13 protein-coding genes and 1 other RNA gene are annotated in these 15,690 nt (G+C 36.6%); 8 read left to right on the top strand and 6 right to left on the bottom strand.

Going from position 1 to position 15,690, the window contains the following annotated elements:
• Positions 1–14: 14 nt before the first annotated feature.
• The 6 genes from KEM10_RS05090 (at position 15) to KEM10_RS05065 (ending at position 7,161) form a co-directional block, all read left to right on the top strand.
• Entirely contained in the window at positions 15–941 is a 927-nt protein-coding gene (locus KEM10_RS05090; RefSeq protein WP_212214308.1) for a PorP/SprF family type IX secretion system membrane protein, read from the top strand.
• Between the two features lie 10 nt (positions 942–951).
• The gene (locus KEM10_RS05085; protein WP_244825562.1) at positions 952–3,027 is read left to right on the top strand and encodes an OmpA family protein; all 2,076 of its coding nucleotides are present in this window, start codon (positions 952–954) and stop codon (positions 3,025–3,027) included.
• Between the two features lie 40 nt (positions 3,028–3,067).
• Positions 3,068–3,694: an SPOR domain-containing protein gene (locus KEM10_RS05080; protein ID WP_212214305.1), complete on the top strand. Its 627-nt coding sequence runs from the start codon at positions 3,068–3,070 to the stop codon at positions 3,692–3,694.
• 19 nt (positions 3,695–3,713) lie between these two features.
• Positions 3,714–4,088, top strand: an RNA gene (gene rnpB / locus KEM10_RS05075) — RNase P RNA component class A.
• Between the two features lie 20 nt (positions 4,089–4,108).
• Positions 4,109–5,416: a YihY/virulence factor BrkB family protein gene (locus KEM10_RS05070; RefSeq protein WP_212214303.1), complete on the top strand. Its 1,308-nt coding sequence runs from the start codon at positions 4,109–4,111 to the stop codon at positions 5,414–5,416.
• Positions 5,417–5,793: 377 nt separating this feature from the next.
• Positions 5,794–7,161, top strand: coding sequence for a 3'-5' exonuclease family protein (locus tag KEM10_RS05065; RefSeq protein ID WP_212214301.1), 1,368 nt, complete (start codon positions 5,794–5,796; stop codon positions 7,159–7,161).
• 5 nt (positions 7,162–7,166) lie between these two features.
• Here the strand turns inward: KEM10_RS05065 and KEM10_RS05060 are convergent, their stop codons facing one another.
• The 3 genes from KEM10_RS05060 to KEM10_RS05050 form a co-directional block, all read right to left on the bottom strand.
• Positions 7,167–7,748 carry a DUF2179 domain-containing protein gene (locus KEM10_RS05060; RefSeq protein WP_212214299.1) on the bottom strand — a complete coding sequence of 194 codons (582 nt, stop codon included), beginning with the start codon at positions 7,746–7,748 and terminating at the stop codon, positions 7,167–7,169.
• A gap of 46 nt (positions 7,749–7,794) precedes the next feature.
• Positions 7,795–8,217 carry a thioesterase family protein gene (locus KEM10_RS05055; protein WP_212214297.1) on the bottom strand — a complete coding sequence of 141 codons (423 nt, stop codon included), beginning with the start codon at positions 8,215–8,217 and terminating at the stop codon, positions 7,795–7,797.
• A gap of 61 nt (positions 8,218–8,278) precedes the next feature.
• On the bottom strand, positions 8,279–9,856 hold the full coding sequence (locus tag KEM10_RS05050) for a peptide chain release factor 3 (protein WP_212214295.1): 1,578 nt from the start codon (positions 9,854–9,856) through the stop codon (positions 8,279–8,281).
• 474 nt (positions 9,857–10,330) lie between these two features.
• Here KEM10_RS05050 and KEM10_RS05045 point away from each other — a divergent pair, with 474 nt between their 5' ends.
• On the top strand, positions 10,331–11,266 hold the full coding sequence (locus KEM10_RS05045) for a histidinol-phosphatase (protein ID WP_212214293.1): 936 nt from the start codon (positions 10,331–10,333) through the stop codon (positions 11,264–11,266).
• 36 nt (positions 11,267–11,302) lie between these two features.
• Here KEM10_RS05045 and KEM10_RS05040 read toward each other — a convergent pair whose 3' ends face one another.
• From KEM10_RS05040 to accC, 3 genes are read right to left on the bottom strand one after another with little or no spacing between them, the layout of a single operon-like run.
• The gene (locus KEM10_RS05040) at positions 11,303–12,841 is read right to left on the bottom strand and encodes an acyl-CoA carboxylase subunit beta (protein WP_212214291.1); all 1,539 of its coding nucleotides are present in this window, start codon (positions 12,839–12,841) and stop codon (positions 11,303–11,305) included.
• A 20-nt stretch (positions 12,842–12,861) separates the two neighbouring features.
• Positions 12,862–13,374 (bottom strand): biotin/lipoyl-containing protein, encoded by a 513-nt coding sequence (locus KEM10_RS05035; protein ID WP_212214288.1) that lies wholly within the window; start codon positions 13,372–13,374, stop codon positions 12,862–12,864.
• Between the two features lie 11 nt (positions 13,375–13,385).
• Complete coding sequence (gene accC, locus KEM10_RS05030) at positions 13,386–14,897, bottom strand: acetyl-CoA carboxylase biotin carboxylase subunit (RefSeq protein ID WP_212214285.1); 1,512 nt, start codon at positions 14,895–14,897, stop codon at positions 13,386–13,388.
• A 253-nt stretch (positions 14,898–15,150) separates the two neighbouring features.
• Here accC and KEM10_RS05025 point away from each other — a divergent pair, with 253 nt between their 5' ends.
• Complete coding sequence (locus KEM10_RS05025) at positions 15,151–15,657, top strand: ferritin (protein ID WP_212214281.1); 507 nt, start codon at positions 15,151–15,153, stop codon at positions 15,655–15,657.
• Positions 15,658–15,690 lie beyond the last annotated feature (33 nt).

Genomic DNA, 15,690 nt, shown 5'->3' with positions numbered 1-15,690 from the left:
ATTAAATGATGACCATGATGAAATATATAATCCCCATATTATTGATTTTGGTTTTTACCGGTACGGTAAAAGCACAGGATCAGGCTCAGTACAATCATTATATCAGTAATCAGGGTATATTAAACCCTGCTTATAATGGTACACGTGATATTATCAGTGGTTTAATTGTACATCGTAACCAATGGTTAGGAATGGAGAATGCTCCTATGAACGAAGCTATAAATGTTCATGGACCTATTGAAGATACCAATCTGGGTGTTGGGGCTATTATTACCAACGATAGAATAGGTTTTACAAATACATTTGAATTTATGGGGGCTGCTTCCTATAAACTACAAATTGATAGAAGTAAGTTTTTATCATTGGGTTTACAATTAGGGGTAACTTCTAAAGTATATGATGGAACAAAAGCCATTACTATTAATCCTGGTGATCCTGTTTATCAGGGAAAGGAAACAAACTTTGGATTTAATGCCGGTGTTGGAGCGTACTTTTATGCCAAAGATTATTTCGCTGGTTTTTCTATTCCTCGCTTATTTAACCCACAGTTTGATCAAGCTGAAGAACAGTTTAAGAATACCTTCAACTATAAAAATTTACATGCCTACTGGTATGGAGGTTATGTATTTGATTGGGGAGAAGTAAAGGTAAAACCTACTGCATTAATCCGTACTGTTGTAGGAGCACCCTTAACTTTTGATGTATCAGCAAATGTTCTTTTAGTTGAACAGCTGTGGTTAGGATTATCATACCGAAGTATTTCTGAAGTGGTATTCTTATCAGAGTATATTATTAATCGACAGTTTACGGTAAGATATTCATTCGATTATTCAATATCACCGTTAAATACATATGGTAAATACGGAACGCATGAAATTGGTATCCAATTCGATTTCTCTTTCAATAAGCGTCCGGGAATGCGTTCAATCAGGTATTTTTAATTGAGGAGTTATGAAGAATTCACCTGACGATATAATACAAATGTTATTGCCTAAATATATTTTAGCTATGATACCTAACTTTAGAATATCAGCGATAGTGGGTTTGATGTTAGTTGCACAACTTGTAAGTGCACAGCGAACAGAACTGAGACGTGCTGAAAACTTATACGAGAATAGGGACTTTTATCAAGCCTTAGAGTATTTTAATGCAGCTGTAGAAAAAGGCGATAATAGCATAGATACAAAGTTTAAAATAGCTCGTTGTTATTTTAATCTAAAGGATAATCAAGCGGCATTTGATATATACCAGAATGCGGAATCAGATATAACAGATGGTGAGGATTTTATAAATTACGCTTCCTGTTATCAGCAATTAGGTGCATATGAATTGGCTATTGAATGGTATGAAAAGGCAAAAGATGCTGAAGGGGTTAATCCTTTGGATATAAATGAATTTATAAAAGCTTGTAAATGGGCAAGTGAAAATCCAATATATAATCCGGATGTAAGGGTAAACCCTGCTGATTTATTAATTGGTGGTCAATCTTTCGGAATTCAGTTTTATAAAGATGAAGTAGTTTATTCTGCAGAGAAGACGGGTGGATCAAAAAAACTGGATAATACAGGAAAAGGATTCTTAAATTTATTTTCATCTAAATATGTTGATGGTGAAATTCAGGAAGGAAGTACATCTTTTTCAAGTAACCTCGAATATGATTTTCACGTTGGAGCGACTGCCTTTACAAGTGATTTCAAACGTATTTATTATACTAAAGTAGTTAAGATAAAAGGAGGTAGTAGAATTAAAATCTTTACTTCAGAACATAACGGTAAAGATTGGGTGAATGAAAAAGAATTAAGTGCTAACTCCGATGATTACGATATTGGTTATCCGGCAGTATCACCTGATGATAAGTATTTGTTCTTTACATCAAGTCAACGTGGTGGCTTTGGAGGACAGGATATTTATAAAGCCAAAATAAAAGCAAATGGTGATGTTGATCGTCCAGAATCAGTCGGTAATGAAGTAAATACCTTTGGTAATGAAAAATGGCCATATATTAGTAAGGAAGGTGATTTGTATTTCGCTTCCGATGGTCACCTGGGATTTGGTGGACTTGATATTTTTAAGGCTGAATTAGTAAATGGTAAGTACACTAATGTTACCAACATGGGCCAACCAATCAATAGTGGTAAGGACGACTTTGGTTTTGTTTTGGATCCCAACGATAGTAGAAAAGGTTTTCTTTCAACAAACCGTATTGGTACCGGAAGTACTGATGGTATTTTTATGATGTTACCAACTAATGAGATGGAAGATGATGGTGAAGAAAGTATACCTGTATTCGATGAAATGGCAGTTGAGCCAGAACCGATTGAGGAGACAACGGTTATTGTAGCACCTCCTGTGAATGATTTGTCAATGTATCCGGTTGCCTTTTCAACCACCTTAACATCAACATTTAAGGGAACTCCAATTGATGGAGCTCAGGTGGTAATAAAAGATGCTAATACTGGTGATATTGTTGCTACTGGAACTTCTGATGCCAGTGGTAAGGTGTTGATTCCAATTCCGGATGAATATAAAAATGATAGTCAGGAATTTGAAATAGAATTATCTAAAGGAGACGATTACAATGCCAAAAGAATGATTGTTCATATTATGGAGATTGAGGATATTAATAATAATGGATTATCTTTAACTCCAATATTTGAAGAGGCTTCGTTGAATGAGATTGGTAAATTTGTTATCCCATATGACGGAGATGAAGTTACTGAAGAAGGTAAAGTTATATTGGATAAACTGGCCGCGTTCTTATTGCAGAATCCAAATGTAGTAGTGAAGTTAAACGGTCATACCGAAGCTAAAGGGAATAAATATAAAAACCTTGATATATCGCAGTCAGCTGCTGAATCAGCTGAAAAATATTTGATGATGAAAGGTGTAAATGATGAAAATATGATTCCTCGCGGATATGGAGAAAGATATCTGTTAAACAAATGTAAGAGAGGAGTATATTGCGAACAAAGTGAACACATAAAAAACAGGCGTATTGAGGTTGTTGTGTGGAAAAGACTTAACTAAACTTGAATTAATAGTCGGGAAACGGCAAAATATCTGAAAAATGAGACTCAAATTCTTACTTATAATAACAGCAATTGTGGTTGGTACCTTTGTAGGTGAAGCTGAAGATATTGCCTATTTGAGGACTACAAAAAAGATAATTAGAATGGACGAGGCTGAAGCTCCTTATTGGGCCATTCAAATTATTGCTCTCAAACATCCACCGGGTGTAGCATCATTTTTTCAGGCTGTAGATGTAGCACGCGAATATGTATGTACTGATGGGTTTGTTCGCTATGCGGTTGGTCAGTATAACAGTTATGAAGAGGCAAAAAGTAATTTAGATTACTTTAAAAACCTTGGCTATGATCAGGCTTTTGTTGTAAATACTGCTGAGTATAATATGGAAAATGAAGAATCATCTTTTACTGCTTCAAATAAGAAAATTGATCCTTCAAAAACCTATACCGTTCAATTAAGTGCATTTCGTTTTCCGGTTTATTTAAGCCATTTTGAGAATTTGGATAATGTAATGGAATTCAGAATGAAGGACAAGATATTTAGATATTGTGTTGGTGAATTTCCTGGTACAGATGCTAGAGAAGAGTTACAAAAGATAAAAGAACTGGGATATAAAGGTGCCTTTTTAGTGGAATTAGATAATTATTTACCATTTCAAATCGAATAATAAGTACTACTTTTGTGGCATAGCAAGCCGGTCTATCGCTGTCACAAATGTGAAAGAGGAAAGTCTGGGCAATGTAGGGCGCCGTCCTTCTGAAGAGGAAGATGTTCGTGAGAGTATAGTAATGTAACAGAGAATAACCGCCCGTAAGGGTAAGGGTGAAAAGGCGAGGTAAGAGCTCACCAGTACCGGTGGTAACATTGGTAGCTGTACATCTGGCGGATTGCAAGACCATGTATATCATAATTCCTATGGAGCAGAACGGCCCGTTTTGTTTTTCGTAAGAAAAGTTGTGAGGGGTAGGTCGCTTAAATTAATTGGTGACAATTAATTTAGATAAATGATAGACGCCTTACTTGTAAGGAAACAGGACCCGGCTTACAGGCTTGCTATTTTTCTTTTCTTAACGCATATTTAATGAAAAACCTACTGTCTAAAATAGTTCATTACTTAAATGAAGAGATCTGGCGCGTCCGTGCCGATGATACTTCCAAAAGGCAGTTCTTCCTTATACGTACAGCACGTATTCTATATCTGGCAATTAAAGGTTTTATAAATGATAATTGCCAACAAAAAGCTTCAGCTCTTACATTTTACTCGTTATTATCGGTAGTACCTGTGGCAGCCATGGTTTTTGGTATTGCTAAAGGGTTTGGTTTTGATGAACGTATTGAAGCTTTGTTAGCAACAAAACTTGAAGGTCAGGAAGAGGTTTTAAAGTTCGTTACTGATTTTGCTCTTAATTATCTGGAAAAAACACCGGGAGGAGAAATTGCCGGAATTGGTTTGATAGTCTTATTCTGGTCGATAATGAAGGTTTTTGGAAATATCGAAAACTCGTTTAATGATATTTGGGAAGTAAAGCATGCCAGAAGTTTTATCCGCAAATTCAGCGATTATATATCGTTAATGCTAGTTGGGATACTTTTAATGATTTCAAGTAGCGGAATGTTTGTTTTTGTAACAAAGCAACTCAAGAATTATGGTTACGAAAGTATGGTTGGGCCAAAAATGATGCTCTTGTTATCTTATGTGCTAATCTGGATTGTGTTTACTTTTTTACATCATATAATGCCCAATACCCGGGTTAAATTCCGATCTGCTTTATTCGGAGGTATTATCTCCGGAACGTTATTTCAGCTATTGCAATTTGGTTATATTCATTTTCAAAGCATGGTAACAAGCTATAACGCTATTTATGGTAGTTTTGCTGCTTTACCATTCTTCTTATTCTGGTTGCAGGCAAGTTGGTTAATAGTATTACTTGGAGCTGAAATGTCCTTTGCTTATCAGAATGCGAATACATTTGAATTTGATGCTGATACACGACGAATAAGCTATGAGTATAAACGATTGATTACCTTGATGGTAGTTGCAAATGTTGTAAAACGATTTGAAAAAGGAGAGAGTGGTCCTTCTAATATGCTTTTATCTGTTGAACTTCGATTACCTATTCGACTTATTAATCAGGTACTTTTTGACCTGGTTGAGAGTAAGGTCCTTTCAGAGATAGCAATAGATGATACTAAAGAAACAGTTTATCAGCCTGCTTTTGATATTCATAAGTTAACAGTAATGAAGACACTTCACATGATTGAAGCCAAAGGAAGTCGCGATTTGCATTTCGAAGAAACGAAAGGACTTGGGCGTCTGCAAAATATATTGGATGGCTTCAATAAAAAACTGGTTGAAAGCTCTGAAAATATTCTAATTAAAGATTTATAAAAGAAAAGCGACGAATCATTAAAGAAACGTCGCTTTTTTATAAAGAACCACATCAACCGGGATTAATTTAAACTCCTGAAAACAGGATTTGAGTGCATACAATCCTCGGTAATCCTCCGTGCTCCGGAGAGCAACCCGTAGGTGAGGCCCGCCCTTAGAAAGCATAGCGTCACTCGGTGTTCTGATAGCGTTGAGTTTAACAATCAAAACGACTGATGCGGTGTTTTTTGTATCAAAGATCGTATTACAAATATAACCTTTCAACTTGTCAAAACCAAGAAAAATAAAGGGATTTAAAGCGATTTAAGTGTTAGTGATTGAGCCTTAATTTATTAATTTTACACTTATAATTAGCATATAAATTCAGAAGGGAAAAAATGTACGTCATCGTTGATATTGAAACAACCGGAGGAAACATGAGTAACGGTAAAATAACTGAAATTGCTATTTACCGCCATGATGGAGAAAAGATTATTGATGAGTTTGTGAGTTTAGTAAATCCCGAATGTGTAATTCCACCATTTATAACTTCTTTAACCGGTATTAGCAACGAGATGGTGGAATCAGCCCCTCCGTTTTATGCCCTTGCAAAAGATATTGTTAATATCTGTAAGGATGCTGTTTTTGTGGCTCATAATGTTGGCTTCGACTATAATTTTATCAAACATGAATTCAAGAGTTTGGGGTACGAATTTGATATGCCATCAATGTGTACAGTTAAGTTATCACGAAAACTAATTCCCGGCCATCAATCTTACAGTCTGGGAAAGCTATGTGATGAGTTAGGTATTTCTATATCAGCTAGGCACAGGGCAGCAGGTGATGCATTGGCTACAGTAAAGCTATTCGAATTATTATTGGATAAAAATAATGGACTGATTAATCCTGAAGATCCCTATCAGCAATTCTCCGCTGATGGTTTGCATCCAGATTTATCTATTGAGTTTATAAAATCATTGCCGGGTGAAACAGGAGTATATTATCTGCATAATGAAGATGGAGAATTAATATATATCGGTAAGAGTAAGAATATTCGCAATAGAATTATAACTCATATGGGCAATCCTAAAACTAAAAAAGGGATTGAAATGAAGATGAAAACAGCTGATATTAGTTATCATCTTACAGGAAGTGAATTAATTGCTTTATTGAAGGAGTCGCAGGAAATAAAGGAGGAAAAACCACGATTTAACCGGGCTCAACGAAGAGCACGTAATCAGGTAGGGTTATATCATTATACCGATCGAAAAGGGTATATGAGATTAATCCTTAAACCAAATTCAGGTGTAGAAATTCCGGATTGCACTTTTGAAAGCCTGAAAGAAGGTCGTGAGCAACTTTTTAAATGGATTGATGAGTACGAGCTTTGTCAACAACTTTGTGGGTTATATGAAGGTAAAAATGGCTGTTTTCAGTATCAGCTTAAAACATGTAAAGGTGCATGTGTCGGAGAGGAGTCTGATCAACCATATAATAAAAGAGTATTGCAGCTAATTACAAAACTATCTTATGGGCATAATAATGCAGTTATTTTAGATAAAGGACGCACTCCTGATGAATTAGGTATTGTGGTTATCGAAAATGGCAAATACCTGGGTTATGGGTATATTTATGAAGATACCTCAATAGAAAATCCTGAAGAATTCAAAGAGCATATTACATGTTTTAATGATAACCGCGATACCCGGATCATTATCGGAAATTACCTTAGGCAAAAAAAATACAAGAAATTAATTACGTATTAGTAGATTTATTTCCCTTTTCTTAAGGGTATAAAGTTGCGTTTGATAACTGATGTTTTAACAGGAAATACGCCTGAGTTGGCAAACCTTATATCTTCTAAAGTAAAAAAGGCTTTGGGGTTGTATTTCTTGATAATTTCAGATATGCGAACAATATCTTTACGCTTGGTTACACAATAGATAATATTAACTGGACCACGACTACCTTCCGCATCCATATATGTAACTCCGTAGCCTGCCGACGATAACTTATTAATCAGGTCCATGCCCGATTTTTGTGTAATAATACGGATGTTTACATAGCCTAAGGCTAAACGTTCCTCTATTTTTAATCCAACATAGTTACCCGTTGCAAAACCTCCAGCATACGCGATAAAATAAAACCAATTATCCAGATTCTCGAAAATCTTACTCATAGCTATCAGCCATATCAAAATTTCGAAGAAACCTAAGACAGGAGCCCATAGTTTCATTCCTTTGGATACAAAAACAATGCGTATAGTACCAATTGTTACATCGGAAACGCGTGCCAGGAAAATTAATAAAGGAATGGCAACATACACATAGAAAGTGCTATCAGAAAAAGACATCTTGATTTTATAATATTGTTGAACTATGTATTGATGATTGATTTTGTTACTGATTTTCTCCTAAAAAGCTTTTTCTATCAACAATGTAGCGTTCATGAGCTCCAATGCCTACCGATATTTCTTTGTCATTCAGAACTACTACATCAAAGAATAAGCGATTGGTATCGATGAATTTTAATACACTACGACAATAAATAGTTTCACCGCTTTTTACGGGAAAAAGGTGTTTGAAATTGACTTCAGCACTCACGGAAACCAATCCATCCAATAAATATTCATCCGCCATTTCTGCACAACATTGCTCTACATAGGCAATAAGTGCCGAGGTGGAGATTAACTCGATATGTGCAGTACCCAATCGGGTCGCCAAATCAGTTTCGTTCACAATCACCTCCTTCTCGTAGGAAGTACCTTCAGAGAGTTTCTCTTTGAATAGATTATCCGTTATTTTCTTAGGCGTCGATTCCATAGGTGTTGGGGTATTGGCGTGATCAAATATACATTATTCAATGAAAGAAATAAAGTCTTGATTAAAATTCCGATGTAAAATGAAATTCAATGTCTTTAAAGTTATCCTGAGCCAATTGCAACATGTATGCTGAGTCGGCCATAAATACATCTCTTCCGTATTTATCTTTAGCCATATACTGAAGCTTTCTTTTCTTGAAATCGTCCAGCTGTTCTTTGTTATCACTTTTCAACCAGCAGGCCTTGTACAGGTTAATAGGCTCATATCTACACGAGGCACTATACTCATGCAATAGTCTGTACTGTATAACTTCAAACTGAAGAGCTCCAACCGTTCCAATAACTTTACGTCCATTAAACTGACTGGTGAATAACTGGGCAACTCCTTCGTCCATCAACTGGTCAATACCTTTTGCCAATTGCTTAGATTTCATTGGGTCAGCATTTTCAATGTAACGGAATAGCTCTGGAGAGAAGCTGGGTAATCCTTTATAATGAAGGTCTTCACCTTGTGTAACTGAATCACCAATCTTAAAGTTACCTGAATCTGGTAACCCAACAATATCACCAGGGTAGGCTTCATCAATAATCGACTTTTTATCGGCCATAAAAGCTGTTGGGCTTGAAAATTTCATGTTTTTGCCCAAACGCACATGCTTATAATTAGTGTTACGTTCAAATTTACCCGAACAGATCTTCAAGAAAGCTAGTCTGTTTCTGTGGTTAGGATCCATATTGGCATGAATCTTAAATACAAAACCAGAGAACTTTTCTTCTTCTGCATTTACCATTCTCTCTTCAGCTTGTGAAGGCTGTGGAGTAGGGGCAATCTTAAGGAAGCAATGCAGTAGTTCGCGGACACCAAAGTTATTTAATGCACTACCAAAGAATACGGGAGCAACTGAAGCATCGCGGTACGAATCCATTTCAAACTCAGGATATACTCCTTCAACTAATTCTAATTCTTCGCGAAGTAACTCCGATGATTCTTCACCTATATCCGTGTCAAGTTGATTATCGTTAATATCTTCGATCGAAACTCCTTCTTCAACCACCTGCTTGCCGGGATCGAATAGGTAAAGACTCTTTTCGAATAGGTTGTAAACACCTTTAAAATCCGGACCATTACCAATAGGCCAGCTAAGTGGACGAACCTTAATTTTTAATTCTTCTTCCACTTCATCTAACAAATCAAAAGGATCTTTACTTGGGCGGTCCATTTTATTGATGAATACAATAACAGGAGTATTACGCATACGACAAACTTCCATCAGTTTGCGGGTCTGAGCCTCAACCCCCTTAGCAGCATCAACAGCAATAATTACACTGTCAACCGCAGTAAGTGTACGGAAAGTATCTTCAGCGAAATCCTGGTGACCAGGGGTATCAAGGATGTTAACTTTGTAACCATCGTACTCAAAACCCATTACAGATGTGGCAACTGAGATACCTCTTTGCTTTTCAATCTCCATAAAATCGGAGGTTGCTGTTTTTTTAATCTTGTTTGATTTTACAGCTCCTGCAACGTGAATGGCACCTCCAAAAAGCAATAACTTCTCGGTTAATGTTGTTTTACCCGCATCCGGGTGACTTATGATCGCAAAGGTTCGTCTTCTTTTAATCTCTTCCTTAAATCCCATGGTCTTAATTTTTCGAGGTGCAAATTTACACAAACCATTCAAATGAACAGCTTTCTATGCTTAATGTTTCTAAAAAAATAATGACTTAATTAACTAAACCATTTAATGGGGTTATAGGAAGGTGAATGTCAGAATCATTATTGCTAAACAAAGGAGGCTTTATCTCATGGGAATATCATCATATCCAACGATATGATTGTGTGAAACAGGGATAGGCTCATTATATTCCATTTTTTTAACACCATATCTCAAGATATAAAGACAATATCCCGGGATACGTTCACTAAATCCCAGGATATTCTCTTTCTAATGTGGGATACGTTCATCATATCTCAGGATATTATCCTTCTAATATGGGATATAAGCAAGCTATCCCGTTTTTTTATCATCCTATCATGGGATATGCTCATTATATTCTGAAAAAGAGTTGTCTGAAATTTATTCCTGCAAAAAGTCCTTTAATTTCTATATTATTTGAATGATAATTTCTATTTTTTCAACTTTAATACTGTTAACAGTTTAGGAGCAGAAGACAAAGTAAAGATGAAAGATATGAGATGGACTAATTATCACGGACATAGTAAGTATTGCGACGGACATGGTGAAATTGAGGATTATGTTGTGAAAGCATTAGAATTGAATATGGCCTGTATTGGCATTTCATCGCATGCACCGGTACCTTTTCATTCGGTTTGGAATATGCAGGCCGATCAAATTGAAAATTATATTAATGATATTGAATTGGTAAAAGCTAAATACCAAGATAAGATCAATATATATAAATCGCTTGAGATTGATTATATCCCCGAAAAAATGTCGCCTACCCATGCTGAAATTAAAAAACTAAACCTTGATTATACCATAGGATCGGTTCATTACGTAAATTGTTTTATTGATGGTACCTGTTGGGAAATTGATGGTCCGGCACCTGAATTTAAAAAGGGGTTTGATGAAATATTTCATTCTGATTTTAAAAAGTTGGCCCTGGAATTTTATTCTCTGCAAAATGAGATGTTGCAAAACCATACGCCTGATATTTTAGGGCATATGGATAAGATTAAGATGCATAATGAAACCTTTAGTCTATTTGATGAAAACGAAAAATGGTATCTCGATCAGGTATATCAAACATTACTATTGGCCAAAGAAAAAGGGGTAGTGGTTGAGATCAATACCAAAGCCTTTCAGCGCAGTAATCATTTGTTCCCCGGTAAAGAGCATTTTCGGTTTATTAAGGAAAATAACATACCCATTACCATCAATAGCGATGCTCACCTTACAAAGTTTCTGACTTTAGGTTTTGAGCAAGTGGCTGAAATGTTACTAGCCACAGGAATAAATACCGTACACGAATTAATCAACGGTGAATGGCAGCCAGTAGAACTGGTGAATGAAGGAATATTAATATAGAAAAAGAGCAAGGTTGAAAGCCTTGCTCTTTATATTTTACAATGGAATGTTACCATGTTTTTTGGGCGGATTGGATTCGTTTTTGTTTTCTGTCATTTCCAATGCCTGTATTAGTTTAAATCGTGTTTCTTTAGGATAGATGATTTCATCTATATAGCCCAATTCAGCAGCCCGGTATGGGTTGGCAAAATTCTCACGATAATCATCCACTCGTTTGGCTTTTGATTCATCATCAATATCTCCGCGGAAAATAATGTTAACGGCTCCTTCCGGACCCATAACAGCAATTTCGGCTGTTGGGTAGGCCATATTAATATCAGCAGCTAAATGTTTAGATGCCATTACATCATAAGCTCCTCCATAGGCTTTGCGAGTGATAACCGTAATTTTTGGAACAGTAGCTTCGGCATAGGCATAAAGCAGCTTAGCGCCGTGCTTGATAATTCCACCATATTCCTGTACGGTTCCGGGTAGGAATCCTGGAACATCCACAAAGGTTACCAATGGAATATTAAAAGCATCACAAAAACGCACAAAACGAGCGCCTTTAGCTGAGGAGTCAATATCTAAAACACCAGCCAGATAGTTTGGCTGATTGGCCACAATACCAACTGTTTTTCCATCCATTCGACCAAAGCCGGTAATGATATTTTGTGCATAATGTGGCATCACTTCAAAAAAGTGCTCATTATCAATTACCTTACCGATCAAATCGTGCATGTCGTAAGGCTTATTGGGATCAGCAGGTATTAATGACTGCAATTCTTCCGATTCACGACGGATATCATCAGTGGATTTTATTACAGGAGGATCCTCCATATTATTGGAAGGTATAAAACTCAGCAATTCACGGATCATCATCAAGGTATGCTCATCATCATCACCCACAAAATGAGCCACACCACTTTTTGAATTGTGAGTCATTGCACCGCCTAACTCTTCTTTGGTTACTTCTTCGTGTGTTACAGTTTTGATAACCTCAGGACCGGTAACAAACATATAGCTGGAATCTTTCACCATAAAAATAAAATCGGTGAGGGCAGGAGAGTAAACAGCTCCACCGGCACAGGGTCCCATAATGGCAGAAATCTGAGGTATGACACCCGAAGATTTTACATTTAAATGAAAGATATCGCCATATCCTGCCAGACTTTGAACGCCTTCCTGAATACGAGCACCTCCTGAATCGTTTAAGCCAATTAGGGGAGCCCCCATCTTTAGAGCCAGCTTTGATATTTTAATAATTTTATCGGCGTTGGTTCTGCTTAATGAGCCTCCAAATACCGTGAAGTCTTGTGCAAAAACATACACAAGGCGACCATCTACTTTACCGTAACCGGTTATAAATCCATCACCCGGAAATTTTGTTTTCTCCATGCCAAAATTGTTACAACGGTGTGTAACCAGTTTGTCTAATTCAACAAAAGTTCCCGGATCGAGAAATAAGTTAACTCGTTCTCTAGCCGTTAGTTTTCCTGCTTTATGATGTTTTGCAATTCTTTCTTCGCCACCGCCGGCTTCGGCCTGCTGGTTGCGCTCTTCAAACTTCTTATATTTATCGTCTAAATTTTGCATTGTTTGTGATTTTCCTGGATTTACTGAGCTTCTATTTCAATAAGGGGTTGATGTCCTTCAACGGCATCGCCTTCTTTAACATGAATGGTTTTAACGATTCCGTCAGAAGCACTCTTGTATTCACTTTCCATTTTCATGGCTGAAACAACCACTACGGTTTGGCCTTTTTCAACTGTATCACCTTCTTTAACTGGTATTTTAACAATTTTGCCCGGCATAGGTGTCGAAATAACATTGCCACCCGCTTCGAGATGGCTTTTAGCTTTAGCTCTGTAACGGGCAACAGCATCAACCACTTCAATTTCGTAATAATTATTGAGGGTGCTAACCTTATATTGACTTGGCGTATCGCCTTCGATCATTTCCATGTTATACGATTTACCATTGAGCAAAACAGAATACGCATCTGATTCTACTTTCTCAATATCTAAATCATAAATCCGGCCATCTATCTCCACTTTATAATTCGAACCTTCCTTTTTAAGAACATGGATTTTAGCAACTCTTGTATCTATTTTAAGTTCTAATGGCATAATAATTTGTTTTAAAGTCGTATTACATTGCGTCTTCTTGCGAATTCTTTCCACTCCGAATTTTGTTTTTTGGTATCCAGAGTATGCTCACCATCCAATTTCATCTTTTCAGTATAATCAAGGTAAGCAACCAATAAAGCAATGTCTTCACAATAGTCTGAACAATCATCATCCGTCATTAGAAAGTCCATATTCTTCTCTATAAAATGAGTGTCGTATTTCCCTTCTACAAAGTCTTCTGCTTCCATTATTTTTGACACGAATGGAATAGATGTTTTTACACCAATAATCTTATACTCATAAAGGGCTCTTTTCATTCTTTCAATGGCTTCACTTCGTGTTGGGGCCCACGATATTAGTTTCGAAATCATGGGGTCGTAATGAAATGGTATTTCATAACCTTCGTACACGTAACCATCGGTTCTAACCCCTAAACCTAAAGGTTCTGAAATACTTTTAACCACACCCGGACTAGGCATAAAGTTGTTTTTGTGGTCCTCGGCATAGATCCGGCATTCAATTGCATGACCATTTTGCCTTAAATCTTCTTGTTTAAATGGTAGCGGAAGCCCATTGGCTACATTAATTTGTGCTTTAACCAAATCAATTCCCGTCACACGTTCTGTTATAGGATGTTCTACCTGCAGGCGTGTGTTCATTTCAAGAAAATAGAAGTTAAGATCATTATCAACCAAAAATTCAACCGTTCCGGCACCAATATAATCGACTGATTTGGCTGCATCAATGGCTCTTTTACCCATTTCTGCTCGTAACTCAGGAGTCATCAAAGGCGAAGGAGTCTCTTCTACAACTTTTTGATGACGTCTTTGAACCGAACATTCGCGTTCAAAAAGGTGAACGTAATTGCCATGTTGATCGGCCATTATCTGAAATTCGATATGATGGGGTCCTTCAATATATTTTTCGATGTAAACAGCATCGTTGCCAAATGCAGAACTAGCCTCGGATTTTGCCATTTCATATGCCGAAACTACATCTTTTTCGTCTCTTACTAGTCGCATACCTTTACCACCGCCACCTGCACTGGCTTTAATCATTACAGGATATCCGATTTGGTTTGCTATTTCCTTTAAGCGGTTATTGTCTGTAATATTTTCCTCAGTACCCGGAACGACTGGAACACCTGATTTAATCATTAATTCGCGTGCAGTTAATTTGTCGCCCATTGTATTGATAGCATGAATAGAAGGGCCAATAAATATAATGCCAGCTTTTTTTACTTTATCGGCAAAGTTGGCATTCTCAGATAAAAAACCGTATCCGGGATGAATAGCGTCAGCTTTTGCTATTTTTGCTACTTCAATGATTTTATCAATATTAAGATAGCTTTCTGCCGAACTGGCCGGTCCAACACAGTAGGCTTCATCTGCATATCTAACGTGCATTGATTTACGATCAGCCTCTGAGAATACAGCCACTGATAAGATTCCCATCTCGCGACAAGATCTCATCACTCTAACCGCTATTTCTCCACGGTTAGCCACTAATACTTTTCTAATCATAATTGAAATAAGGGTTTCTTTTTCAAGCTTAATTGCTCAGATATATAAAAAATTAAATACATTTTTTGTTCTATATAATAATAAAGGATCTAAAATTCCGAATGCAAAAATGATTAATAAATTCCAATTTACAAATAAAAATGTCTGTTGTGTGGAATGATTATAAATAGCAAATGAGCTCAACCTCTTGCAAATTCACTGGTTATTATTTTAATATCTTTGGATTATTAATATGACAAAAAATTTATCTGATATGTTGAACAAGAAAGTTGAAGAAGCTTTAGTAAGTCAAATTGAGAAGGAAGCTTACTCTTCAAATTTATATCTTTCAATGGCTGTTTGGGCTGAAACGAATGGGTTTGAAGGTACATCTAAGTGGTTTTATGCTCAGGCTGATGAAGAGCGTTTGCACATGCTTAAGTTTATTAAGTACGTAAACGAACGTGGAGGAAAATCTGTGATTCCATCAATAGAACAACCACCTTCGGAATTTAGTAGTATGAAAGAAGTCTTTGCAATGACTCTGGAACATGAACAGTATATATCATCACTTATTAATGATATTATTGGTGTTTGTGTGGAAGAAAAAGACTTTACTACACAAACCTGGATGCAATGGTTCGTTAATGAGCAAATAGAAGAAGAAGCTTCGGTTGCTAGTATTAACGATAAGTTGAGAATTTTAGGCGATCATAGTTTGTATATGTTCGACCAGGATATAATGGGAATGAGAGGAAGTGTTCCTGCAAGTGCAGAATAATTGAAACCTATAAAAGCATAAAAAAAGCCCCTT

The organism is Carboxylicivirga linearis (genome assembly GCF_018271995.1).
Lineage (GTDB): Bacteria > Bacteroidota > Bacteroidia > Bacteroidales > Marinilabiliaceae > Carboxylicivirga > Carboxylicivirga linearis.
This window is presented reverse-complemented; position numbering and strand designations above follow the sequence as displayed.

Coding starts and splice junctions, on each gene's coding strand:
- KEM10_RS05090 (WP_212214308.1), top strand. CDS start 15: ATGATGAAATATATAATCCCCATATTATTGATTTTGGTTTTTACCGGT.
- KEM10_RS05070 (WP_212214303.1), top strand. CDS start 4,109: ATGAAAAACCTACTGTCTAAAATAGTTCATTACTTAAATGAAGAGATC.
- KEM10_RS05080 (WP_212214305.1), top strand. CDS start 3,068: ATGAGACTCAAATTCTTACTTATAATAACAGCAATTGTGGTTGGTACC.
- KEM10_RS05035 (WP_212214288.1), bottom strand. CDS start 13,374: ATGCCATTAGAACTTAAAATAGATACAAGAGTTGCTAAAATCCATGTT.
- KEM10_RS05025 (WP_212214281.1), top strand. CDS start 15,151: ATGTTGAACAAGAAAGTTGAAGAAGCTTTAGTAAGTCAAATTGAGAAG.
- KEM10_RS05060 (WP_212214299.1), bottom strand. CDS start 7,748: ATGTCTTTTTCTGATAGCACTTTCTATGTGTATGTTGCCATTCCTTTA.
- KEM10_RS05040 (WP_212214291.1), bottom strand. CDS start 12,841: ATGCAAAATTTAGACGATAAATATAAGAAGTTTGAAGAGCGCAACCAG.
- KEM10_RS05050 (WP_212214295.1), bottom strand. CDS start 9,856: ATGGGATTTAAGGAAGAGATTAAAAGAAGACGAACCTTTGCGATCATA.
- accC (WP_212214285.1), bottom strand. CDS start 14,897: ATGATTAGAAAAGTATTAGTGGCTAACCGTGGAGAAATAGCGGTTAGA.
- KEM10_RS05055 (WP_212214297.1), bottom strand. CDS start 8,217: ATGGAATCGACGCCTAAGAAAATAACGGATAATCTATTCAAAGAGAAA.
- KEM10_RS05065 (WP_212214301.1), top strand. CDS start 5,794: ATGTACGTCATCGTTGATATTGAAACAACCGGAGGAAACATGAGTAAC.
- KEM10_RS05085 (WP_244825562.1), top strand. CDS start 952: ATGAAGAATTCACCTGACGATATAATACAAATGTTATTGCCTAAATAT.